Source organism: Kaistia geumhonensis, from assembly GCF_030815145.1.
In the GTDB taxonomy this organism is placed as follows: domain Bacteria; phylum Pseudomonadota; class Alphaproteobacteria; order Rhizobiales; family Kaistiaceae; genus Kaistia; species Kaistia geumhonensis.
In genome coordinates this window covers 1456819-1472268 of sequence record NZ_JAUSWJ010000001.1, presented here as the reverse complement: position 1 = coordinate 1472268, position 15450 = coordinate 1456819, and the positions used below count along the sequence as shown (strand labels likewise).

The window sequence follows — 15450 nt, the reverse complement described above, 5'->3', positions numbered from 1 at the left end:
GTAAGGTCGCCTGAAATTAGCGCGGCTGCCCCGTCATCTCAATGACGGGGGCCGAGCCATTTCTCAATGCGCCGCTTCGGCCGCGGCGGCGCCTCCGCGCGGGGCGGGTTTGCTCGCCAGCGGCACCAGGAGCACGATGGCCGCAAAGATCAGGGCGAGGGCGAGGAAGACGTCCGAGAAGGCCATGACCAGCGCCTCGCGCTTCACCGACTGACCGAGAACCTGCAGCGCGCCGAGTTCGGCATTGGAGCCGAGCGCCGAGAGGCCGCGCGACATCGCGGTCAGCCGCTCCACCGCCGCCTCGCGGCTCCAGGTGACCGATTCGTGCAGCCGCTGGATATGCAGGTCCCAGCGGTCGTTGAGCAGCGTCGTGATCACCGCGAGCCCCACGGCGCCGCCGAGATTGCGCGTCAGGTTGAAGAGGCCCGACGCGTTCTTGATGCGCTCGGGCGGCAGCGTGCCGAGGGCCAGGATCGAGACCGGCAGCATCGAGGTCATCAGCGCGACGCCGCGCAGCGCCTGCGGGATGAACAGTTCGGCGAAGGCCCAGTCCTTGGTGATCGGCACCAGTTCCAGGCAGGAGACGGCGAAGAGCGACAGGCCGAACGCCATCATCATGCGCGGATCGACCCGCTGCGCGATGTTTCCTGCGATCGGCGCCGTGATCATCATGAAGATGCCGGTGACGAACATCGTCTCGCCGATCTGGAGCGAATCGTAGCCGCGCACCCGGGCGAGATAGACGGGATAGAGATAGACGAGCCCGTAGAGCCCGACGCCGAGCATGAAGGAGAACAGCGAGCCCGTCGCGAAATTGCGGTTGTTGAAGGCGCGGATATCGACGATCGGCTCCTTCGCCGTCAGCACGCGCCAGAAGAAGGCGATGCCGGCGACGACCGTGACGACGGAGAGAAGGACGATGGTCTCGTCCTGGAACCAGTCGTTGGTGGCGCCTTCCTCGAGGACATATTCGAGGCTGCCGAGAAACGCGGCGAGGGTCGCGAGGCCGAAATAGTCGAAATGCTCAAGAAGCTTCAGGTGCGGCTTGTCCCAGTCGACGCAGGTGAGCACGCCGATCGTCACGGCGATGCCCGGCAGGACGTTGACGAGGAACAGCCAGTGCCAGGAGAAGAGGTTGGTGAGATAGCCGCCGACGGTCGGGCCGATGGTCGGCGCCAGCGTGGCGATCAGCCCGACGACCGCCGAAACCATGGCCTGGCGGTTCTTGGGGAAGATGGTGAAGGCGGCCGCGAACACCGACGGGATCATGCCGCCGCCGATGAAGCCCTGCAGGCCGCGCCAGATGATCATCTCGGTGATCGTGCCCGCGGTCGAGCAGCCGATCGAGGTGATGGCGAAGCCGCCGGCGGCGATGGCGAAGAGGTAGCGCGTCGACAGCGCGCGGCCGAGGAAGCCCGACAGCGGGATCATGACGATCTCCGCGATCAGATAGGCCGTCTGGACCCAGGAGACCTCGGACGAGCTGGCCGACAGGCCGGCCTGGATCTCGGACAGCGAGGACGAGACGATCTGGATGTCCAGGATCGCCATGAACATGCCGACGCACATGGCGACGAAGCCGACGATGCGCCGGGGCGTCATCACGGGCGGCTCGAAGGAAGCTGGTCCGGCCATGGACGAAACTCCGATTGGGCGTCGGCGGTCGTCGTGCGGCCTTTCCGGCGTCGATGGGACGGTTGAAGATTTGCGAGAGAGGAGACCTCCGCCGGGGTAGGGGCCGCGCAGGTCTCCTCTCTCATCCTCCCGAAGGAGGAAGGCGTTGTCAGCCGGCGCTGCCGCCGGTGCGGCTGTCGACCTCGACCGTGACCGAAAGGCCGGGACGAAGGACGCCGCTCTCGATCGCGCCGGCCGGCAGCTGGATGCGGACGGGGACGCGCTGCGTGATCTTGGTGAAGTTGCCGGTCGCGTTGTCCGGCGGCAGCAGGCTGAACACGGAGCCCGAGGCCGGCGCGATGCTCACGACCTTGCCGTCGAAGCTCTCGCCGTCGGCGGCGTCGATGCTGACATGGGCGAGCGCGCCGGGCCTGATGCCTGCGAGCTGCGTTTCCTTGAAGTTCGCATCGACATAGACGTCGCTGAGCGGCACCAGCGCGAGGAGACGCTGGCCGGGCGAGACATATTCGCCGGCTTCGACGGCGCGGTTGCCGACGACGCCGTCGAAGGGGGCGCGGACGACGGTGCGCTCGAGATCGAGCTTCTTCTGCGCAAGCGCCGTGTTCGACTGGTCGATGGCGCGCTCGGCCTCGACCCGCTGCGCGCTCAGCACATCAACATTGGCTTCGGCGGCGGCGAGGCCGGCATTGGCCGAATCGACGGCGGCGGCGGTCTTGTCGGACGCCGCCTGCGCCTGCTCCAGCGATTGCTGGCTGGCGAACTGGCTCGCATTCAGACGCTTGGCACGGTCGAGATCGGCGGTCGCAAGCTCACGGTCGGCCTCGGCCGAGGTGATGGCGGTCTTCGCCTGGTCGACGGCGGTCTTCGCGGCGGCGATCTGCTTGTCGATGCGCGCGATCGTCGCCTGTTGCGAGGCGATCTGGTCTTCCACGGCGGTGATCGCGACCTTCTGGTCGGAATCGTCGAGATAGACGAGCGGGTCGCCGGCCTTGACGGCGCTGTTGTCGGCGAACGCGACCTTCGCCACATAGCCGGCGATGCGCGGCGCCACGACGGCGGCATCGGCGCCGACATAGGCGTCGTCGGTCGAGACCATGAAGCGGCCGGTCGTCCACCAGTCATGGCCGAAGTAGCCGCCAGCGGCGACCGCGACGAACGCGACCGCGGCGAGCAGGATGCGCTTGCGGCCGCCCTTGGCCGGCGCCTTGCCGGCGGGCTTGGCCGGCGTCTCGGAAACGGGCGTCGCCGCGGGGGCAGGGGCCTCGGCCGTGGCGGGCGCAGCAGGCGCCGGCTTCGCCGGAGCTTCCGCGACCTTCGCTTCGGTCGTCGCTCCGGCGTTGGCTTCAGCCTTGGCTTCGGAATTCTTGAGCAGAGCCGGCGCCGGATCGCTCGATCCGGTGTCGCCTGCGTCCTCGACGAGGGCGATCTTGGCCATGGGCCACTCCTACGGAAAGTCATATTGACCGAACGGTTCGGTCATTTGCGGCTTGATTTAGCGCAGCCTGCCCACTAGATCAAGATCGAACCGAACGGTTCGGTCAAAAAATGTTGCGACGCGATGCGCGGCCATGCTGCGGCGCGGCGGCGCCGGTCGGGTCCCGGTCCATCAGGTCCGGCGGGCGGGGCCACGCCGCCTGTTCGATGACGTCATTTGGTAACGCATGGCGGCGTCTGCTATTTTCGAAGTCGCAGCCCGAATCCGTTCATTGCATGTCGAAGGCCGCCCTGAAGCGGCGAAGGGGATCGAAGACGTGTCCACGATGGTTGCGGAAGCCGCGGCGACCGAAGACGGCGCCCTCGGGCAGGATCCGCGCAAGCGCCGCCAGATCATGGACGGCGCGCGCGCCGTGTTCATGGAGAAAGGCTTCGACGCCGCGAGCATGAACGACATCGCCCGCGCGGCCGGCGTCTCCAAGGGGACGCTCTATGTCTATTTCGAGAACAAGGAGCGGCTTTTCGTCGAGCTGATCTCGACCGAGAAGCGCGAAGAGCTGTTCAGCGTCATCCAGCTCGACCATGACAATCACGATGTCCGCGCGGTGCTGACGGATTGCGGCACGCGGCTCGTCGAGATCCTGACGCGTCCCTATTACGTCCAGGCGATGCGTACGGTCATGTCGATCGTCAACCGCATGCCCGAGATCGGACAGGAGTTCTACGGCCGCGGCCCTGCGCTGTGCGCCGACCAGATCGCCGCCTATCTGACCTCGCAGGTCAAGGCGGGCGCGCTCGAGATCGAGGATTGCGAACTGGCGGCGCTGCAGTTCATGGAACTCGCGCAGACCGGCATCCTGCGCAAGCTGCTGTTCGGAATCGTTTCGACGCCGAGCGAGGCCGAGATCCGGGAGCGCGTCGCCCGCGCCACCGGCTTCTTCATGAAGGTCTACGGCAAGGAGGCGGGTCGCGGCTGAACCCCGCCCCGCCGCGCGTCAGCGGACGACGACCTTGGTGCCGATCGGCGTGCGCTCGTAGAGGTCGGTGACGTCCGCGTTGACCATTCGGATGCAGCCCGACGAGACATTGTAGCCGATGGTCCAGGGCTCGCTGGTGCCGTGGATGCGATACATCGTGTCGCGACCGCGGTCGTAGAGATACATCGCACGGGCGCCGAGCGGGTTCTTCGGCCCGCCTTCCATCGAAACCGGAAGGATGCGGCCCTTCTTGCGCTCGCGGGCGCGCATCTCGGCCGGCGGCACCCAGGTCGGCCATTCCGCCTTGCGTCCGACCTTCACCTCGCCCTGCCACCCGAAGCCTTCGCGGCCGACGCCGACGCCGTAGCGCATGGCGCGGTTGTTGCCCTCGACGAGGTAGAGAAACTTGTTCTGCGAATCGATGACGATCGTGCCTGGCGCCTCGCCTCCCGTGTAGCGGACGCGCTGGCGCTTGTATTTCATCGGCACCTGCGCGCCGGGAACGGCCTCGACCGGCTGGACGTCGAATCCGCCGGAGAACAGCTTGCGGAAGAAGCCCTCGGCATGCGCCTCGCCCGCCGTGAGCGCGAGCGTCGCAGCGAGGACGGCGGCTCCCATGGTTTGACTGCGTGTCATCGGTCCCCTCTTGGCGTGTTTTTTCTGAGGAAGGCGGCCGATCCTAGCCGGCCGCCCCCGATTGCGCAAAAGCGCCGCGTTCACATCACGATGACGCGCGTGCCGACGCCGACCCGCTCGTAGAGATCGGTCACGTCCTCGTTGCGCATGCGGATGCAGCCCGACGAGACGGCCTTGCCGATCGACCACGGCTCGTTCGAGCCATGGATGCGATAGAGCGTCGAGCCGAGATACATGGCGCGGGCGCCGAGCGGATTGTCGGGGCCGCCGACCATGTGGACCGGGAGGCCCGGACGGCGCTTGCGCATCTCCGGCGGCGGTGTCCAGCCCGGCCACTCGGCCTTGCGGGTGATGCGGTGTTCGCCGGCCCATTCGAAGCCGGGCTTGCCGACGCCGACGCCATAGCGGCGCGCCTGGCCGCCGGCCTCGACGAGGTAGAGATAGCGGGCATTCGTGTCGATCACGATCGTGCCGGGCTTCTCGGGTCCCGAATAGGCGACCATGGCCGGCAGGAAGGCCGGATCGAACTGCCGGCTCTGCTTCTGCCCCTTCTGCGCCTGCTGGCGCTGCGGGACCGGAACCGGCGTGATCGAGGAGACAACGGTCGGCGCCGGCGCGCGGCGCATGACCTTGTCGGTCATCACGACCTTCTTCTTCTTCGGCACATATTGCAGCAGCCACGGCTCCGAGAGATCGGGGCTGAGCAGCACCGGCGGGCGCGGCACATAGCGGTCATTGGCATGGGCGAGCGCCGGCAGCGCGGCGACCGCCGCGGCGGCAACGGTCAGGATCAGGCTTCGCATGGACGTACTCGATACAAGCGTCGCGACGGGGTTCCGAGCCGGCGGCGAACCGCGGCGGCTTCACGGCGAGAATGCGGCGAGGCGGGCAAAGGAAGGGTGAACGGTTGGTTGCCGTTCGATCCATGGTTAGCGCCGGGTTAATGCAGCGCCATCTTGCGGCGCCGCGGCGCCGCGGCTAGAAATGCGAACAAAGGCGGAACGGGGAAATCGATGGGCGGGACCGACGGGCTGGTCGAGGGGAGCGACGGCAGGCTGCGCTGCTGGTGGAGCAGCGGGCTTGCCGATTACGAGGCCTATCACGACGACGAATGGGGACGGCCGGTGACCGATGACCGGCGGCTCTTCGAGAAGCTCTGCCTCGAAGGCTTCCAGTCGGGACTTTCCTGGCTGACGATCCTGCGCAAGCGCGAGAATTTCCGCCGCGCCTTCGCCAATTTCGAGCCGGCAGCGGTCGCGGCCTTCGGCGAGGACGATATCGAACGGCTCGTGGCGGATCCCGGCATCGTCCGCCATCGCGGCAAGATCGTCTCGACGATCAACAATGCCCGCCGCGCGCTCGACCTCATCGCCAGCGAGGGATCGCTCGCCGCCTATGTGTGGCGGTTCGAGCCGCCCGCTTCGGAGCGGCCACAGCGCTTCGATCGCGCCGCGCTCGGCGCCGCGACGACCGCGCCTGCCGCCATCCGGATGTCGAAGGACCTGAAGAAGCGCGGCTGGAGCTTCGTCGGCCCGACCACGGTCTATGCCTTCATGCAGGCCATGGGCCTCGTCAACGACCACCTCGAGGGCTGCCCCTGCCGCGCCGAGGCGTTGCGCCTGCGCGCGGAACTGGTGCCACCGGGCCGCTGAGGCTCAGAAGCCGGGGCGGCGGGTGGTCTGCCGGGCGAAGCGGCGGTGAATCATCTCGATCTCGTAGAGATCGACGGCTTGGTTGAGCGCTTCGGTCTCGGCGTCGTACCGCGCGAGTTCGCGCAAGCCCTGGCGAAGCTTCCTGAGAGGCTGGAACATGGCATCTCCTTTCGATCGGCGGGCTGGAAGGCTCGCCTCGATCAAAGGATAGGATCGCGCTGCCGCGATGCAACAGGCTCATATTGCATCGCAGCAATGCGGTGGCGGCATGCGCGCCGCCGCATTTCAGCCCGTATAGGCGTCGAGCCGTCCGAGCAGGTGGGCGGTCAGCGGGCTGGTCGCCGAGAAGAGCATGTCGAGCCGGCCGACCGTCACCATGCGGGCGCCGGCGCCGGTGCGCAGCCATTCGGCGCATTGATAGACCTTGCCGGCCGGGCAATGCAGCGTCAGCGGACCCTGGCCGGTGCCGAAGGGCGTCGTCGCGCCGAAGCGGTCCGCTGCCACCAGCGCGGCGCCTTCGGCATCGGAGACGTCGGCCCGAATCTCGCGCAGCGAACGGCCGGCGGCCTCGGCCTCGATCCGGTCGAGAATGGTGCGCAGCGCGCCGCGCGCCGCGCCGCTCCAGTTGGCCGGCAGCGAGGCGACGAGATGGGCTTCCGAGCGCAGGATGACGCCGTCACGGAGCACCTTCAGCGCATTGGCGGCGAGGGTCGACCCGGTCGTCGTGATGTCGACGATGAGATCGGCGGCACCGGACGCGGGAGCGCCCTCGGTGGCACCGAGGCTCTCGACGATCCGGTAGTCGGCGATGCCGTGCTCGTGGAAGAAGCGCCGCGTCAGGTTGACGTATTTCGTCGCGACCGTCAGCCAGCGGCCGTGCCGCGGCCGGAAATCGGCGGCGACATCGTCGAGATCGGCCATCGAAGCGACATCGATCCAGCCCTCGGGCACCGCCACCACGACATCGGCATGGCCGAAGCCGAGCGGCAGGACGAGTTCGAGCCGTTGGCCGAAATCGGCCACTTCCTCCTCGACGAGGTCGCGGCCCGTGACGCCGAGATGGACCGTGCCGGCGGCGAGTTCGCGCGTGATCTCGGAGGCCGAGAGATAGGCGATCTCGACATCGCCGAGTCCGGCGATGCGGCCGCGATAGGAACGCTCGCTGCCCGACTGCATCACCGGGAGGCCGGCGCGCGCGAAGAAGGCATTGGCATTTTCCTGCAGCCGGCCCTTGGAGGGAACGGCCAGGACGAGCGGGGCGTCGAGCGGGGCTTCGGTCATCAGGAGGTCACCTTGACGCGGTCGAGCCAAAGGGCGAAGCCGACGGCGGGCACGCTGGTGCGTGCGCCGAGGGCAGGCAGCAGGCGGTCGTAGCGGCCGCCGCCGATGACGGGTTGCCCCGCCGTTCCCTCGGGATCGTGGATCTCGAAGACGAAGCCCGAATAGTAATCGAGCCGCCGGCCGAAGCCGGCCGAAAAATGCAGGCGCGAGAAATCGATGCCGCGCCGGGCGAGCCCTTCCGAGCGCTTCTCGAAGGCGTCGAGCACGCCGGCGATCTCCAGCTTTTCCTCGGCGGCGAAGCTCCGGAGCGCGGCGAGCGCCGAGTCGGGCCGGCCCTCGATGGCGAGGAAACGTTCGATGGCCGAGCGGGCGCGCGCGTCGAGCCCGCCGCCGGCCGCGAGCGAGGACTGCTCGAGGAAGCGGTCGGCGATCTCGCCGGCCGTGCGTCCGCCGACGGAGCGGATGCCGGCAATGGCGAGCAGGTCCTCGACGATGCGATGCGCGGCCGCGTGGTCGGTGCCGTCGAGCGCGGCGAGGAAGCCGGCATGGGCCGGGGCGCCGGCGGCGGTCCCGCCCGAGACGCGCTCGACCGCGGCGGCGAGACGCGCCGGATCGCCGAAGGCGCGCGACAGCCGCCGCTTCCAGCCCGGTGCGATGCCAAGCGCATCGATCACGGCCGAGAACAGCAGCGAGTCGCCGATGCGGACATCGGCATTCGCGACGCCGTAGAGGTTGGCCGCGTCGATCGCCAGCGCCAGCACGTCGCCGTCGGCGGTGACGCGGTCGGTGCGGCCGAAGGATTCGACGCCCGCCTGATGGAATTCGCCGCTCGCGCCGGCCCGGTGACGGAAGACCGGGCCGATATAGGCATAGTCGGCGACACGGTGGGCATCGCCGCTCGCGAGGTGATGCAGGCAGACGGGGATCGTGAACTCGGGACGGAGGCAGAGCTCGCGCCCGTCCGGCCCGCTCGTCATGTAGAGGCGGCGGCGAAGATCCTCACCGGCGACTTCGAGGAAGACGGCGGCATCGGAAAGGATCGGTGGATCGACGAAGCGATAGCCGGCCTCGGAAAGCAGGATGCGCAGCGGTCCTGTATCGACGGTCATCAGGCGTCTCCCTCGACGATCCGGCGCACCGCCGCGACCAGGTCGCTCTCGGGAACCTCGACCTGCGCCGGTCGTTCCTCGCGCCACGTCGCATTGTCGGCGATATCGGCGGACATCTGCTTGCCGAGCGCGAGATCCTTGATCTGCACCACGCCCTTCGCCTTCTCGTCGCCGCCCTGGATGACGACGCAGGGGCTGTTGCGCTTGTCGGCATATTTGAGCTGCGCCTTCGGCCCCGAGCCGCCGAGATAGAGCTCGGCGCGGATGCCGGCGTCACGCAGAACCTTCACCATGCGCTGGTAGTCGCCCATCCGGTCGCGGTCGAAGACGGTGACGACGACGGGACCCGGCTCCGGCGCGGCGGAAATCTTGCCGAGCGCCGAGAGCGCCGCCATCAGCCGCGAGACGCCGATCGAGAAGCCGGTGCCCGGCACGCTTTCCGAGCGGAAGCGGCCGACCAGCCCGTCATACCGTCCTCCGCCGCCGATCGAGCCGAACCGCGCCGGCTCACCCTTCTCGTTGACGGTCTCGAACAGCAGCTCGGCCTCGAAGACAGGGCCGGTATAATATTCGAGGCCGCGGACGACGGAGGGGTCGATCTTGATGCGGTCAGGGCCATAGCCGGCGGCCTTGATCAGGGTCTCGATCTCTTCCAGTTCCCCGACACCGGAGAGGCCGGACTGGCTGCCCTCGACGAGCTTCCGCAAGCTGACGAAGGCGCCGCTGTCCGAGGCCGTGCCGACATAGGCAAGCATCTTGTCGATCGACGCGTCATCCAGACCCGCGCCCTTCGTGAAGTCGCCGCTCTCGTCCTTGCGGCCTTCGCCGAGCAGCAGCCGCACGCCTTGCGGGCCGAACTTGTCGAGCTTGTCGATGGCGCGCAGCACGGTCAGCCTGCGGCCGGCATTCTCCTCGCCCGCGAGACCAATCGCCTCCATGACGCCGTCGAGCACCTTGCGGTTGTTGACGCGGATGACGTACTGGCCGCGCTCGAGGCCGAGGGCCTCGAGAGTATCTGCCATCATCATGCACATCTCGGCGTCGGCGGCGGGAGAAGCGGCGCCGATCGTGTCGGCGTCGAACTGCATGAACTGACGGAAGCGGCCGGGGCCGGGCTTCTCGTTGCGGAACACCCAGCCGGCCCGATAGCTGCGATAGGGCTTCGGCAGCGCGTCGAAATTCTCGGCCACATAGCGGGCGAGCGGCGCCGTCAGGTCGTAGCGCAGCGACAGCCACTGCTCGTCATCGTCCTGGAAGGAAAAGACGCCCTCGTTGGGCCGGTCCTGGTCGGGCAGGAACTTGCCGAGCGCGTCGGTATATTCGATGAGCGGCGTCTCGACCGGCTCGAAGCCGTAGCGCTCATAGACCTCGCGGATCGCGGCCAGCATGCGCTCGGTCGCCTTGATCGTGCCGGCATGGCGATCGACGAGCCCGCGCGGCAACCGTGCCTTCAGGGCATTCGTCTTCGGTTTCTCGGCCATGTCGTCGATCCTTGCTCGATGCTCCCTCGCGAAGCGGGGGTTTCGTAGCCCATCGATCCGGACCCGGCAACCGTCGCGCTCCCGCTCGTCGGGCCGCAACGAAAAAGGCCGCCCCGAGGGGCGGCCCTTGGAAGAGGCGCTGTGCCGCCGATCAGAAGGCGCGGCCGAGCTTGGCGTCGACCGAATAGCGGTTGCCGCCGCGGAAGACGAAATAGAGAGCCGCGAAGAACCAGAGGCTCGCATATTCGAAGCCGCCGGTCTGCATGAAGAAGCCGTTGCCGATATGGACGCTGAAGACCGCGACGAGCAGCAGGATGCAGATGGCGACGGCGGCCGGGCGGGTCAGGAGGCCGATCGCGAGCAGGATGCCGCCGAAGAACTCGGTGCCGCCGGCGAGGATCGCCATCAGCACGGCCGGCTCGAGGCCGATCTGCGAGAAGAAGCCTGCGGTGCCCGAAATGCCGCCGCCGCCGAACATGCCGAACAGCTTCTGCGCGCCATGCGGCACCATCCAGAGGCCGACGACGGCGCGAAGCACCGCCTCGAACAGCGGCGTGCCGCCGGCATAGAGACCGCCGAGGGCGGGAATGATCAGCTTCTGGCTGGAAGTGTCGCTCATTTTGAACTCCGGATGGTCGGCGGTCGCCGCTGCGAATGTCTGGCTATCCCATACGACAGTTTGATTGTCTCCTGAACGGGCGCCAGAGTCGACGCAGTGTTCATCTGGAATGAACGACGATGTCGTGAGCGTCCTGTGAGCAGGCCCGGCTTCGCCGCGCGCCGGGCCGGACGGCCCCCCGGCTCGTTTCGGCGACAGGCGGGCGCCGAGCGCGGCGCGGATATGCTCGTCCAGTCCGGTCGCCAGGTTTCCGGCATTGGCCTTCAGATAGTCGCGCAGGGTCAACGAGGAGCCCGGGGTCCTGTTGGCATCGAGCAGGATCGGCTCGCCATCATGGACGACGAAATCAAACTTGCCATAGTCGAAGCCGAGCCGTTCCCGCTCGGCGCGGATGGCATCGGGCACCTCGGCCGGACTGCGCGAAACCATGCCCGAAGCCTTGACGATCCGCTCGCGCGAGACATGGCGTGTGCAGCGCTCACGCGTGCCGGCGAAGACCCAGGTGCGCAGCACGAAGCCCTCGGGGTCGACCTCGGGCACGAAGCGCTCGACGACCAGCGTCTCGTTCCGCCAGACATGGTCGGGAACCGCGTCCGCGCTGTCGAGGACTGCATAGGCATCGGGCGCCGCGAGGCCCGGAAAGGGCTCGGCCTTGCCCGCCGCGCGGGCGCGGGCGTTCAGCCGCAGTTCCGGCTCGCCGCCGCAATTGATGTCGCTCTTGACGATGACAGGGCCGCGCCAGCCATCGCCCGGCGAAACGAGAATGCGGCTCAGCCGCCGCTTGGAGATGTCCGCAGTCCCGGCATTGAGCGTCAGCGCGAATCGCGCGCTCAGGTCGAGATAGGGCTTCGGGATGCGCGTGCAGTCGACATGCATCAGCGCGATGTCGCCCTCGGGCGGATCGAGCCCCGCCGCCACGCAGGTCTCGTAGCCCATGGACTCCAGCGCTTCGAGAACATCGAAGAGCAGGTAAAGCCCATAGGCCGGCGCGTCGTGATCGGGACGACTGGCGAACTCGTCGAATTCGTGTGTGATGACGACGAGTCTCGGCATGCCTGCGGCCCGCCCCCGATTCCACGATTCCTTGCGAGGATAACCGATGCTCGACGAGCGCGAGAACAGATCGCCGACATGGCAGCGTTTCGCCGAGGGGCATCGCCGCCTGACGCCGCCGCTTCGCCCGAGCGAGGGCGATATCGAAACGGCGCGCCGGGCGATCGCGGAGGCCGGTCCCCGCGTCGTTCTCTTCGGAATGACGCCGGGTCTGGCGGGGCTCGGCGGCGACCTCACCGCCTTCGACCATTCGCAGCATGTCATCGACACGGTCTGGTCGGGCGACGGCCCGACGCGGCGCGCGGTGCTGGCGGACTGGCTGAGCCTCGACGCGGCGGTCGGGCCGTTCGATGCCGCGCTCGGCGACGGCGCTCTCAATTCGGTCGGTGCCGCCCTGCCGGAGATGATGGGCGTCGTCGCGCGGCTAGTAAAGCCGGGCGGGGTCGCGGCGCTGCGCGTCTTCGCGGCACCCGAAAGGGCCGAAACCCCTGAGGACATCCGCCGCGACGTTCTCGCCGGCTGGTCGGGCAATCTGCATGCGATGCGCTGGCGGCTCGGCATGGCGCTGGCCGCCGGAAGGCCCGGATTCGTTCTGCCGGTCCGCGAGATCGCCGCGTGCTTCGACGCGCTCTTCCCGGATCGCGATCTGCTGGCGCGGCAGACAGGCTGGTCGGAAGCCGAGATCGGCGCCATCGACCTGACGCGCGACGCGGATTACGCGCTCGCCTTCCCGCCCGTTTCGACCTTCGTCGACCTCGCGGGGCGCCATTTCGCCGAGGTCAGGGTGATCGAGGCGAGCGGCTATCCGCTCGCCTCCCACTGTCCGACGCTCGTGCTCCGCCGCTGATCAGGCCGGAACGGGCTCCGGCTCGGCATCCTCGACGACGCGGTGGATGCCGTTCTCGCCCTTGGCGAGGCGGAGGAAACGCTGGTGCAGCGGCACGAGGCTCGCCCGGTGGCCGATGGAGACGATGGTCGCTTCGGGGAGCTTCTCGTCGAGCAGCCGGTAGATCTCGGCCTGCCCGGCCTCGTCGAGCGCGCTGGTCGCCTCGTCGAGCAACAGCCAGTCGGGCTTGTGGATCAGGGCCCGCGCCACGGCCACGCGCTGCTGCTCGCCGCCTGACAAACGGTTGCCCCAGTTCGCCTCGTCCTCGAGATGCTCGGACAGCCAGCCGAGATTGACCGTCTCGAGCGCCTCGCGCGCCGCCTCCGGAGAGATCGAGTCCGGGTCGTCGGGATAGGCGAGGGCGGCGCGCAGCGTGCCGAGCGGCATATAGGCGTTCTGCGGCAGGATCAGCAGATCGGCCTTGGACGGGATATGGGCCGCGCCCTCGCCGAATGGCCAGATGCCGGCGAGCGCCCGGAAGAGGCTGGTCTTGCCGGAGCCGGAAGGCCCGGTGACGAGCACGCGCTCGCGCGGGGCGATGGTGAGGCTCGGCACCTCGACGATTGCCCGGCCATCAGGCAGGCGGACCAGCAGGTTGTCGATCGCGAGCGCCGGCTTCGCCTCGTCCTTGACGAGCTTCGGTCCGGCGGCGGCCTCGGACTCGGTCGTCCGCAGCGAGGTGTCGAAGCCGTCGAGACGATTCACGACCGCCTTCCACACGGCGAGGGTGTCGTAATTGTTGGCGAAGAAGGAGAGCGCCGCCTGGACGATGCCGAAGGCCTGCGCGATCTGCATCAGCCGCCCGAGCTCCATGTCGGTGGTGAAATAGAGCGGCGCGACCACGACGAACGGGAAGATGATTGCGATCTGGCCGAAGCCGCTCTGATAGAAGTTGAGCCATTTCTGGCGCAGCATCAGGCGGAAATAGTTGGCGACGACATGGGCGAAGCGGACGCCGAGCGCGCGGCGCTCGGCCGGCTCGCCGCCGAGCAGCGCGATCTCCTCGCCATTCTCGCGGTTCCGCACGAGCGCAAAGCGGAAATCGGCTTCAAAGCGCTGCTGCAGGAAGTTGATGTTGACCAGCGCGCGGCCGATGTAGTGCGCCAGAACCGTGCCGATGACCGAGTAGATCAGCGCCGCCCAGACCAGATAGCCGGGGATGTGGTAGCTCTGCCCGAACAGAAGCAGCGGCTGGTCGCCGGAGAGGTTCCAGAGGATGACGATGAAGGAGACCAACTGAACGATCTGGCCGAGGATCGCGATGCCGATCTGCAGGGTCAGGTTGACGAACTGATCGGTATCCTCCGCGATGCGCTGGTCCGGGTTGTCGGCGGGATTGCCGGACAGGCGCAGCCGGTAATGGCGGGCCTCCGCCATCCAGCGGCCGATATATTGCGCCACCATCCAGCGCCTCCACCGGATCTGCAGCCACTGGCGCAGATAGGTCTGGTAGGTGCCGGAGAGGATGCTGAGCGCCGCGATCCAGGAGAAGACGAAGAACATCTGGTGGACAAATTCCGCCCAGTCCTTCTTCTGCAGCGCGTTGTAGAAGTCGTTGTTCCAGGAGTTGTACTGGACGTTGAGCCAGACGCCGAACAACTGCAGGCCGATGACGACGGCCAGCATGCCGATCGCGAAGACGCGTTCCTCGGATCGGAAATAGGGTGTCGCCAGTCTCAGGATGGTCCGCGTCACGTCGCGGATCGCGGCAAAGCGCATCGGCTCGCTCCAATGGGGATGGTCGTCGCGCGACTATGGGGAGGCGTCCCTGTCGGCGACCTTGCCGGAATGTTACCGGAAGATGACGGATACCGGGCGGGCGGTCACGCCGTGACGGTTACGGAGGCGAGCAAGGGCGACGCGATCCCCGTCGCGAGGACGGCGCGCGGAGCATCGCCCGATTGATCGCAAGGGGAGGGTCGGACCGCGCCGAGCCTGCGGGCCGATCAGGCGAGGCCGCGACGGCGCGGGCGCCGGCCGGCCCCGGCCGTCACCACGGCCAGAGCTTGCTCAGATTGAGGTTCATCTTCTTCTTGGGCGGATCCGACATCGGCGCGTTCGGATCCGGCTCGCGATAGGCGACCGGAGGCTCCGTCAGATATTTGCGTACGGGATTGCCGTTGGCATCGACCGAACCGGTCTTCGACTTGTGCAGCTCGTCCCAGGCCTGCTTGCCTTCGGCGCGGCGCTGGGCATCGTTGCCCTGCGCGGCGGCCATGGCCTGCGCGTTGCCGAGCGAGGTCTGTCCGGCCGGCAGCACGAAGTTCGGCGAGGGCTTGCCGAAGGAGGCGTCCTTGGCGGCCCGGCGGGCGCGCGCCTCCTGGTCCGGATCCTTCGGCCAGTTCGGATCGGCCTCAGCCGAGGCGATGGTCGGGCCGGAGCCGGGCGCGGGCAGCACGCTCGGATTCGGCGGCACGGCGATGTTGCCGCGCGGGCGATAGTCGATCGGCTGCTGCTTGGACGCGCCGAGGCTGGCGATGCCCATGATGTCGGTGATCGTCTGTTCTTCCGGAGACACGCCAGTGCCGTAAGTGGTTCCGGAGCAGGCTGCGAGCAGACCTGCCAGAAGGCCGAGCGAGGGCAGGGCGGCGAATCGCTGGAAGCTGGATACGGGCATGGGGACCTGGTTCACTCCTCGGCATCCGGTCGCGGGACGCAGAACGATCCGCAACCATAGACCTATGAAA

General features: G+C 67.9%; 14 protein-coding genes. 3 read left to right on the top strand and 11 right to left on the bottom strand.

Features of this window, described 5'->3' with window-relative positions:
* Positions 1-63: 63 nt before the first annotated feature.
* Both QO015_RS07020 and QO015_RS07015 read right to left on the bottom strand, forming a co-directional pair.
* Positions 64-1635 (bottom strand): DHA2 family efflux MFS transporter permease subunit, encoded by a 1572-nt coding sequence (locus QO015_RS07020; RefSeq protein WP_266280512.1) that lies wholly within the window; start codon positions 1633-1635, stop codon positions 64-66.
* 148 nt (positions 1636-1783) lie between these two features.
* Positions 1784-3070 (bottom strand): HlyD family secretion protein, encoded by a 1287-nt coding sequence (locus tag QO015_RS07015; RefSeq protein WP_266280514.1) that lies wholly within the window; start codon positions 3068-3070, stop codon positions 1784-1786.
* 325 nt (positions 3071-3395) lie between these two features.
* Here QO015_RS07015 and QO015_RS07010 point away from each other — a divergent pair, with 325 nt between their 5' ends.
* Positions 3396-4046, top strand: coding sequence for a TetR/AcrR family transcriptional regulator (locus tag QO015_RS07010; protein ID WP_266282420.1), 651 nt, complete (start codon positions 3396-3398; stop codon positions 4044-4046).
* 18 nt (positions 4047-4064) lie between these two features.
* Here QO015_RS07010 and QO015_RS07005 read toward each other — a convergent pair whose 3' ends face one another.
* Both QO015_RS07005 and QO015_RS07000 read right to left on the bottom strand, forming a co-directional pair.
* Positions 4065-4682 carry a L,D-transpeptidase gene (locus QO015_RS07005; RefSeq protein ID WP_266280515.1) on the bottom strand — a complete coding sequence of 206 codons (618 nt, stop codon included), beginning with the start codon at positions 4680-4682 and terminating at the stop codon, positions 4065-4067.
* Positions 4683-4762: 80 nt separating this feature from the next.
* Entirely contained in the window at positions 4763-5485 is a 723-nt protein-coding gene (locus QO015_RS07000) for a L,D-transpeptidase (protein ID WP_266280516.1), read from the bottom strand.
* Positions 5486-5695: 210 nt separating this feature from the next.
* Between QO015_RS07000 and QO015_RS06995 the strand changes: the two genes are divergently transcribed.
* Positions 5696-6334, top strand: coding sequence for a DNA-3-methyladenine glycosylase I (locus QO015_RS06995; RefSeq protein ID WP_266280517.1), 639 nt, complete (start codon positions 5696-5698; stop codon positions 6332-6334).
* A gap of 3 nt (positions 6335-6337) precedes the next feature.
* Here the strand turns inward: QO015_RS06995 and QO015_RS06990 are convergent, their stop codons facing one another.
* From QO015_RS06990 to QO015_RS06970, 5 genes are all read right to left on the bottom strand, one after another.
* The gene (locus QO015_RS06990) at positions 6338-6493 is read right to left on the bottom strand and encodes a hypothetical protein (RefSeq protein ID WP_266280519.1); all 156 of its coding nucleotides are present in this window, start codon (positions 6491-6493) and stop codon (positions 6338-6340) included.
* Between the two features lie 126 nt (positions 6494-6619).
* Positions 6620-7615, bottom strand: coding sequence for an ATP phosphoribosyltransferase (hisG, locus tag QO015_RS06985; RefSeq protein WP_266280521.1), 996 nt, complete (start codon positions 7613-7615; stop codon positions 6620-6622).
* Complete coding sequence (locus QO015_RS06980; protein ID WP_266280522.1) at positions 7615-8724, bottom strand: ATP phosphoribosyltransferase regulatory subunit; 1110 nt, start codon at positions 8722-8724, stop codon at positions 7615-7617. The genes hisG and QO015_RS06980 overlap by 1 nt, the downstream gene beginning before the upstream one ends.
* On the bottom strand, positions 8724-10205 hold the full coding sequence (hisS, locus tag QO015_RS06975; RefSeq protein ID WP_266280523.1) for a histidine--tRNA ligase: 1482 nt from the start codon (positions 10203-10205) through the stop codon (positions 8724-8726). Before hisS ends, QO015_RS06980 begins: the two co-directional genes overlap by 1 nt.
* Positions 10206-10356: 151 nt before the next feature.
* Positions 10357-11877 (bottom strand): DoxX family protein, encoded by a 1521-nt coding sequence (locus tag QO015_RS06970; protein WP_266280524.1) that lies wholly within the window; start codon positions 11875-11877, stop codon positions 10357-10359.
* Positions 11878-11923: 46 nt separating this feature from the next.
* Here QO015_RS06970 and QO015_RS06965 point away from each other — a divergent pair, with 46 nt between their 5' ends.
* A complete protein-coding gene (locus QO015_RS06965) occupies positions 11924-12724 on the top strand; it encodes a class I SAM-dependent methyltransferase (RefSeq protein ID WP_266280525.1) in 801 nt (266 codons plus the stop codon).
* Here the strand turns inward: QO015_RS06965 and QO015_RS06960 are convergent, their stop codons facing one another.
* Positions 12725-14482, bottom strand: coding sequence for an ABC transporter ATP-binding protein/permease (locus QO015_RS06960; RefSeq protein ID WP_266280526.1), 1758 nt, complete (start codon positions 14480-14482; stop codon positions 12725-12727). It abuts the gene before it with no gap.
* Between the two features lie 271 nt (positions 14483-14753).
* Positions 14754-15380: a hypothetical protein gene (locus QO015_RS06955; RefSeq protein ID WP_266280527.1), complete on the bottom strand. Its 627-nt coding sequence runs from the start codon at positions 15378-15380 to the stop codon at positions 14754-14756.
* Positions 15381-15450: the final 70 nt, after the last annotated feature.

Coding starts and splice junctions, on each gene's coding strand:
- QO015_RS07010 (WP_266282420.1), top strand. CDS start 3,396: ATGGTTGCGGAAGCCGCGGCGACCGAAGACGGCGCCCTCGGGCAGGAT.
- QO015_RS06960 (WP_266280526.1), bottom strand. CDS start 14,482: ATGCGCTTTGCCGCGATCCGCGACGTGACGCGGACCATCCTGAGACTG.
- QO015_RS07005 (WP_266280515.1), bottom strand. CDS start 4,682: ATGACACGCAGTCAAACCATGGGAGCCGCCGTCCTCGCTGCGACGCTC.
- hisS (WP_266280523.1), bottom strand. CDS start 10,205: ATGGCCGAGAAACCGAAGACGAATGCCCTGAAGGCACGGTTGCCGCGC.
- QO015_RS06995 (WP_266280517.1), top strand. CDS start 5,696: ATGGGCGGGACCGACGGGCTGGTCGAGGGGAGCGACGGCAGGCTGCGC.
- QO015_RS06970 (WP_266280524.1), bottom strand. CDS start 11,877: ATGCCGAGACTCGTCGTCATCACACACGAATTCGACGAGTTCGCCAGT.
- hisG (WP_266280521.1), bottom strand. CDS start 7,615: ATGACCGAAGCCCCGCTCGACGCCCCGCTCGTCCTGGCCGTTCCCTCC.
- QO015_RS06955 (WP_266280527.1), bottom strand. CDS start 15,380: ATGCCCGTATCCAGCTTCCAGCGATTCGCCGCCCTGCCCTCGCTCGGC.
- QO015_RS07020 (WP_266280512.1), bottom strand. CDS start 1,635: ATGGCCGGACCAGCTTCCTTCGAGCCGCCCGTGATGACGCCCCGGCGC.
- QO015_RS07000 (WP_266280516.1), bottom strand. CDS start 5,485: ATGCGAAGCCTGATCCTGACCGTTGCCGCCGCGGCGGTCGCCGCGCTG.
- QO015_RS06965 (WP_266280525.1), top strand. CDS start 11,924: ATGCTCGACGAGCGCGAGAACAGATCGCCGACATGGCAGCGTTTCGCC.
- QO015_RS06980 (WP_266280522.1), bottom strand. CDS start 8,724: ATGACCGTCGATACAGGACCGCTGCGCATCCTGCTTTCCGAGGCCGGC.
- QO015_RS07015 (WP_266280514.1), bottom strand. CDS start 3,070: ATGGCCAAGATCGCCCTCGTCGAGGACGCAGGCGACACCGGATCGAGC.
- QO015_RS06990 (WP_266280519.1), bottom strand. CDS start 6,493: ATGTTCCAGCCTCTCAGGAAGCTTCGCCAGGGCTTGCGCGAACTCGCG.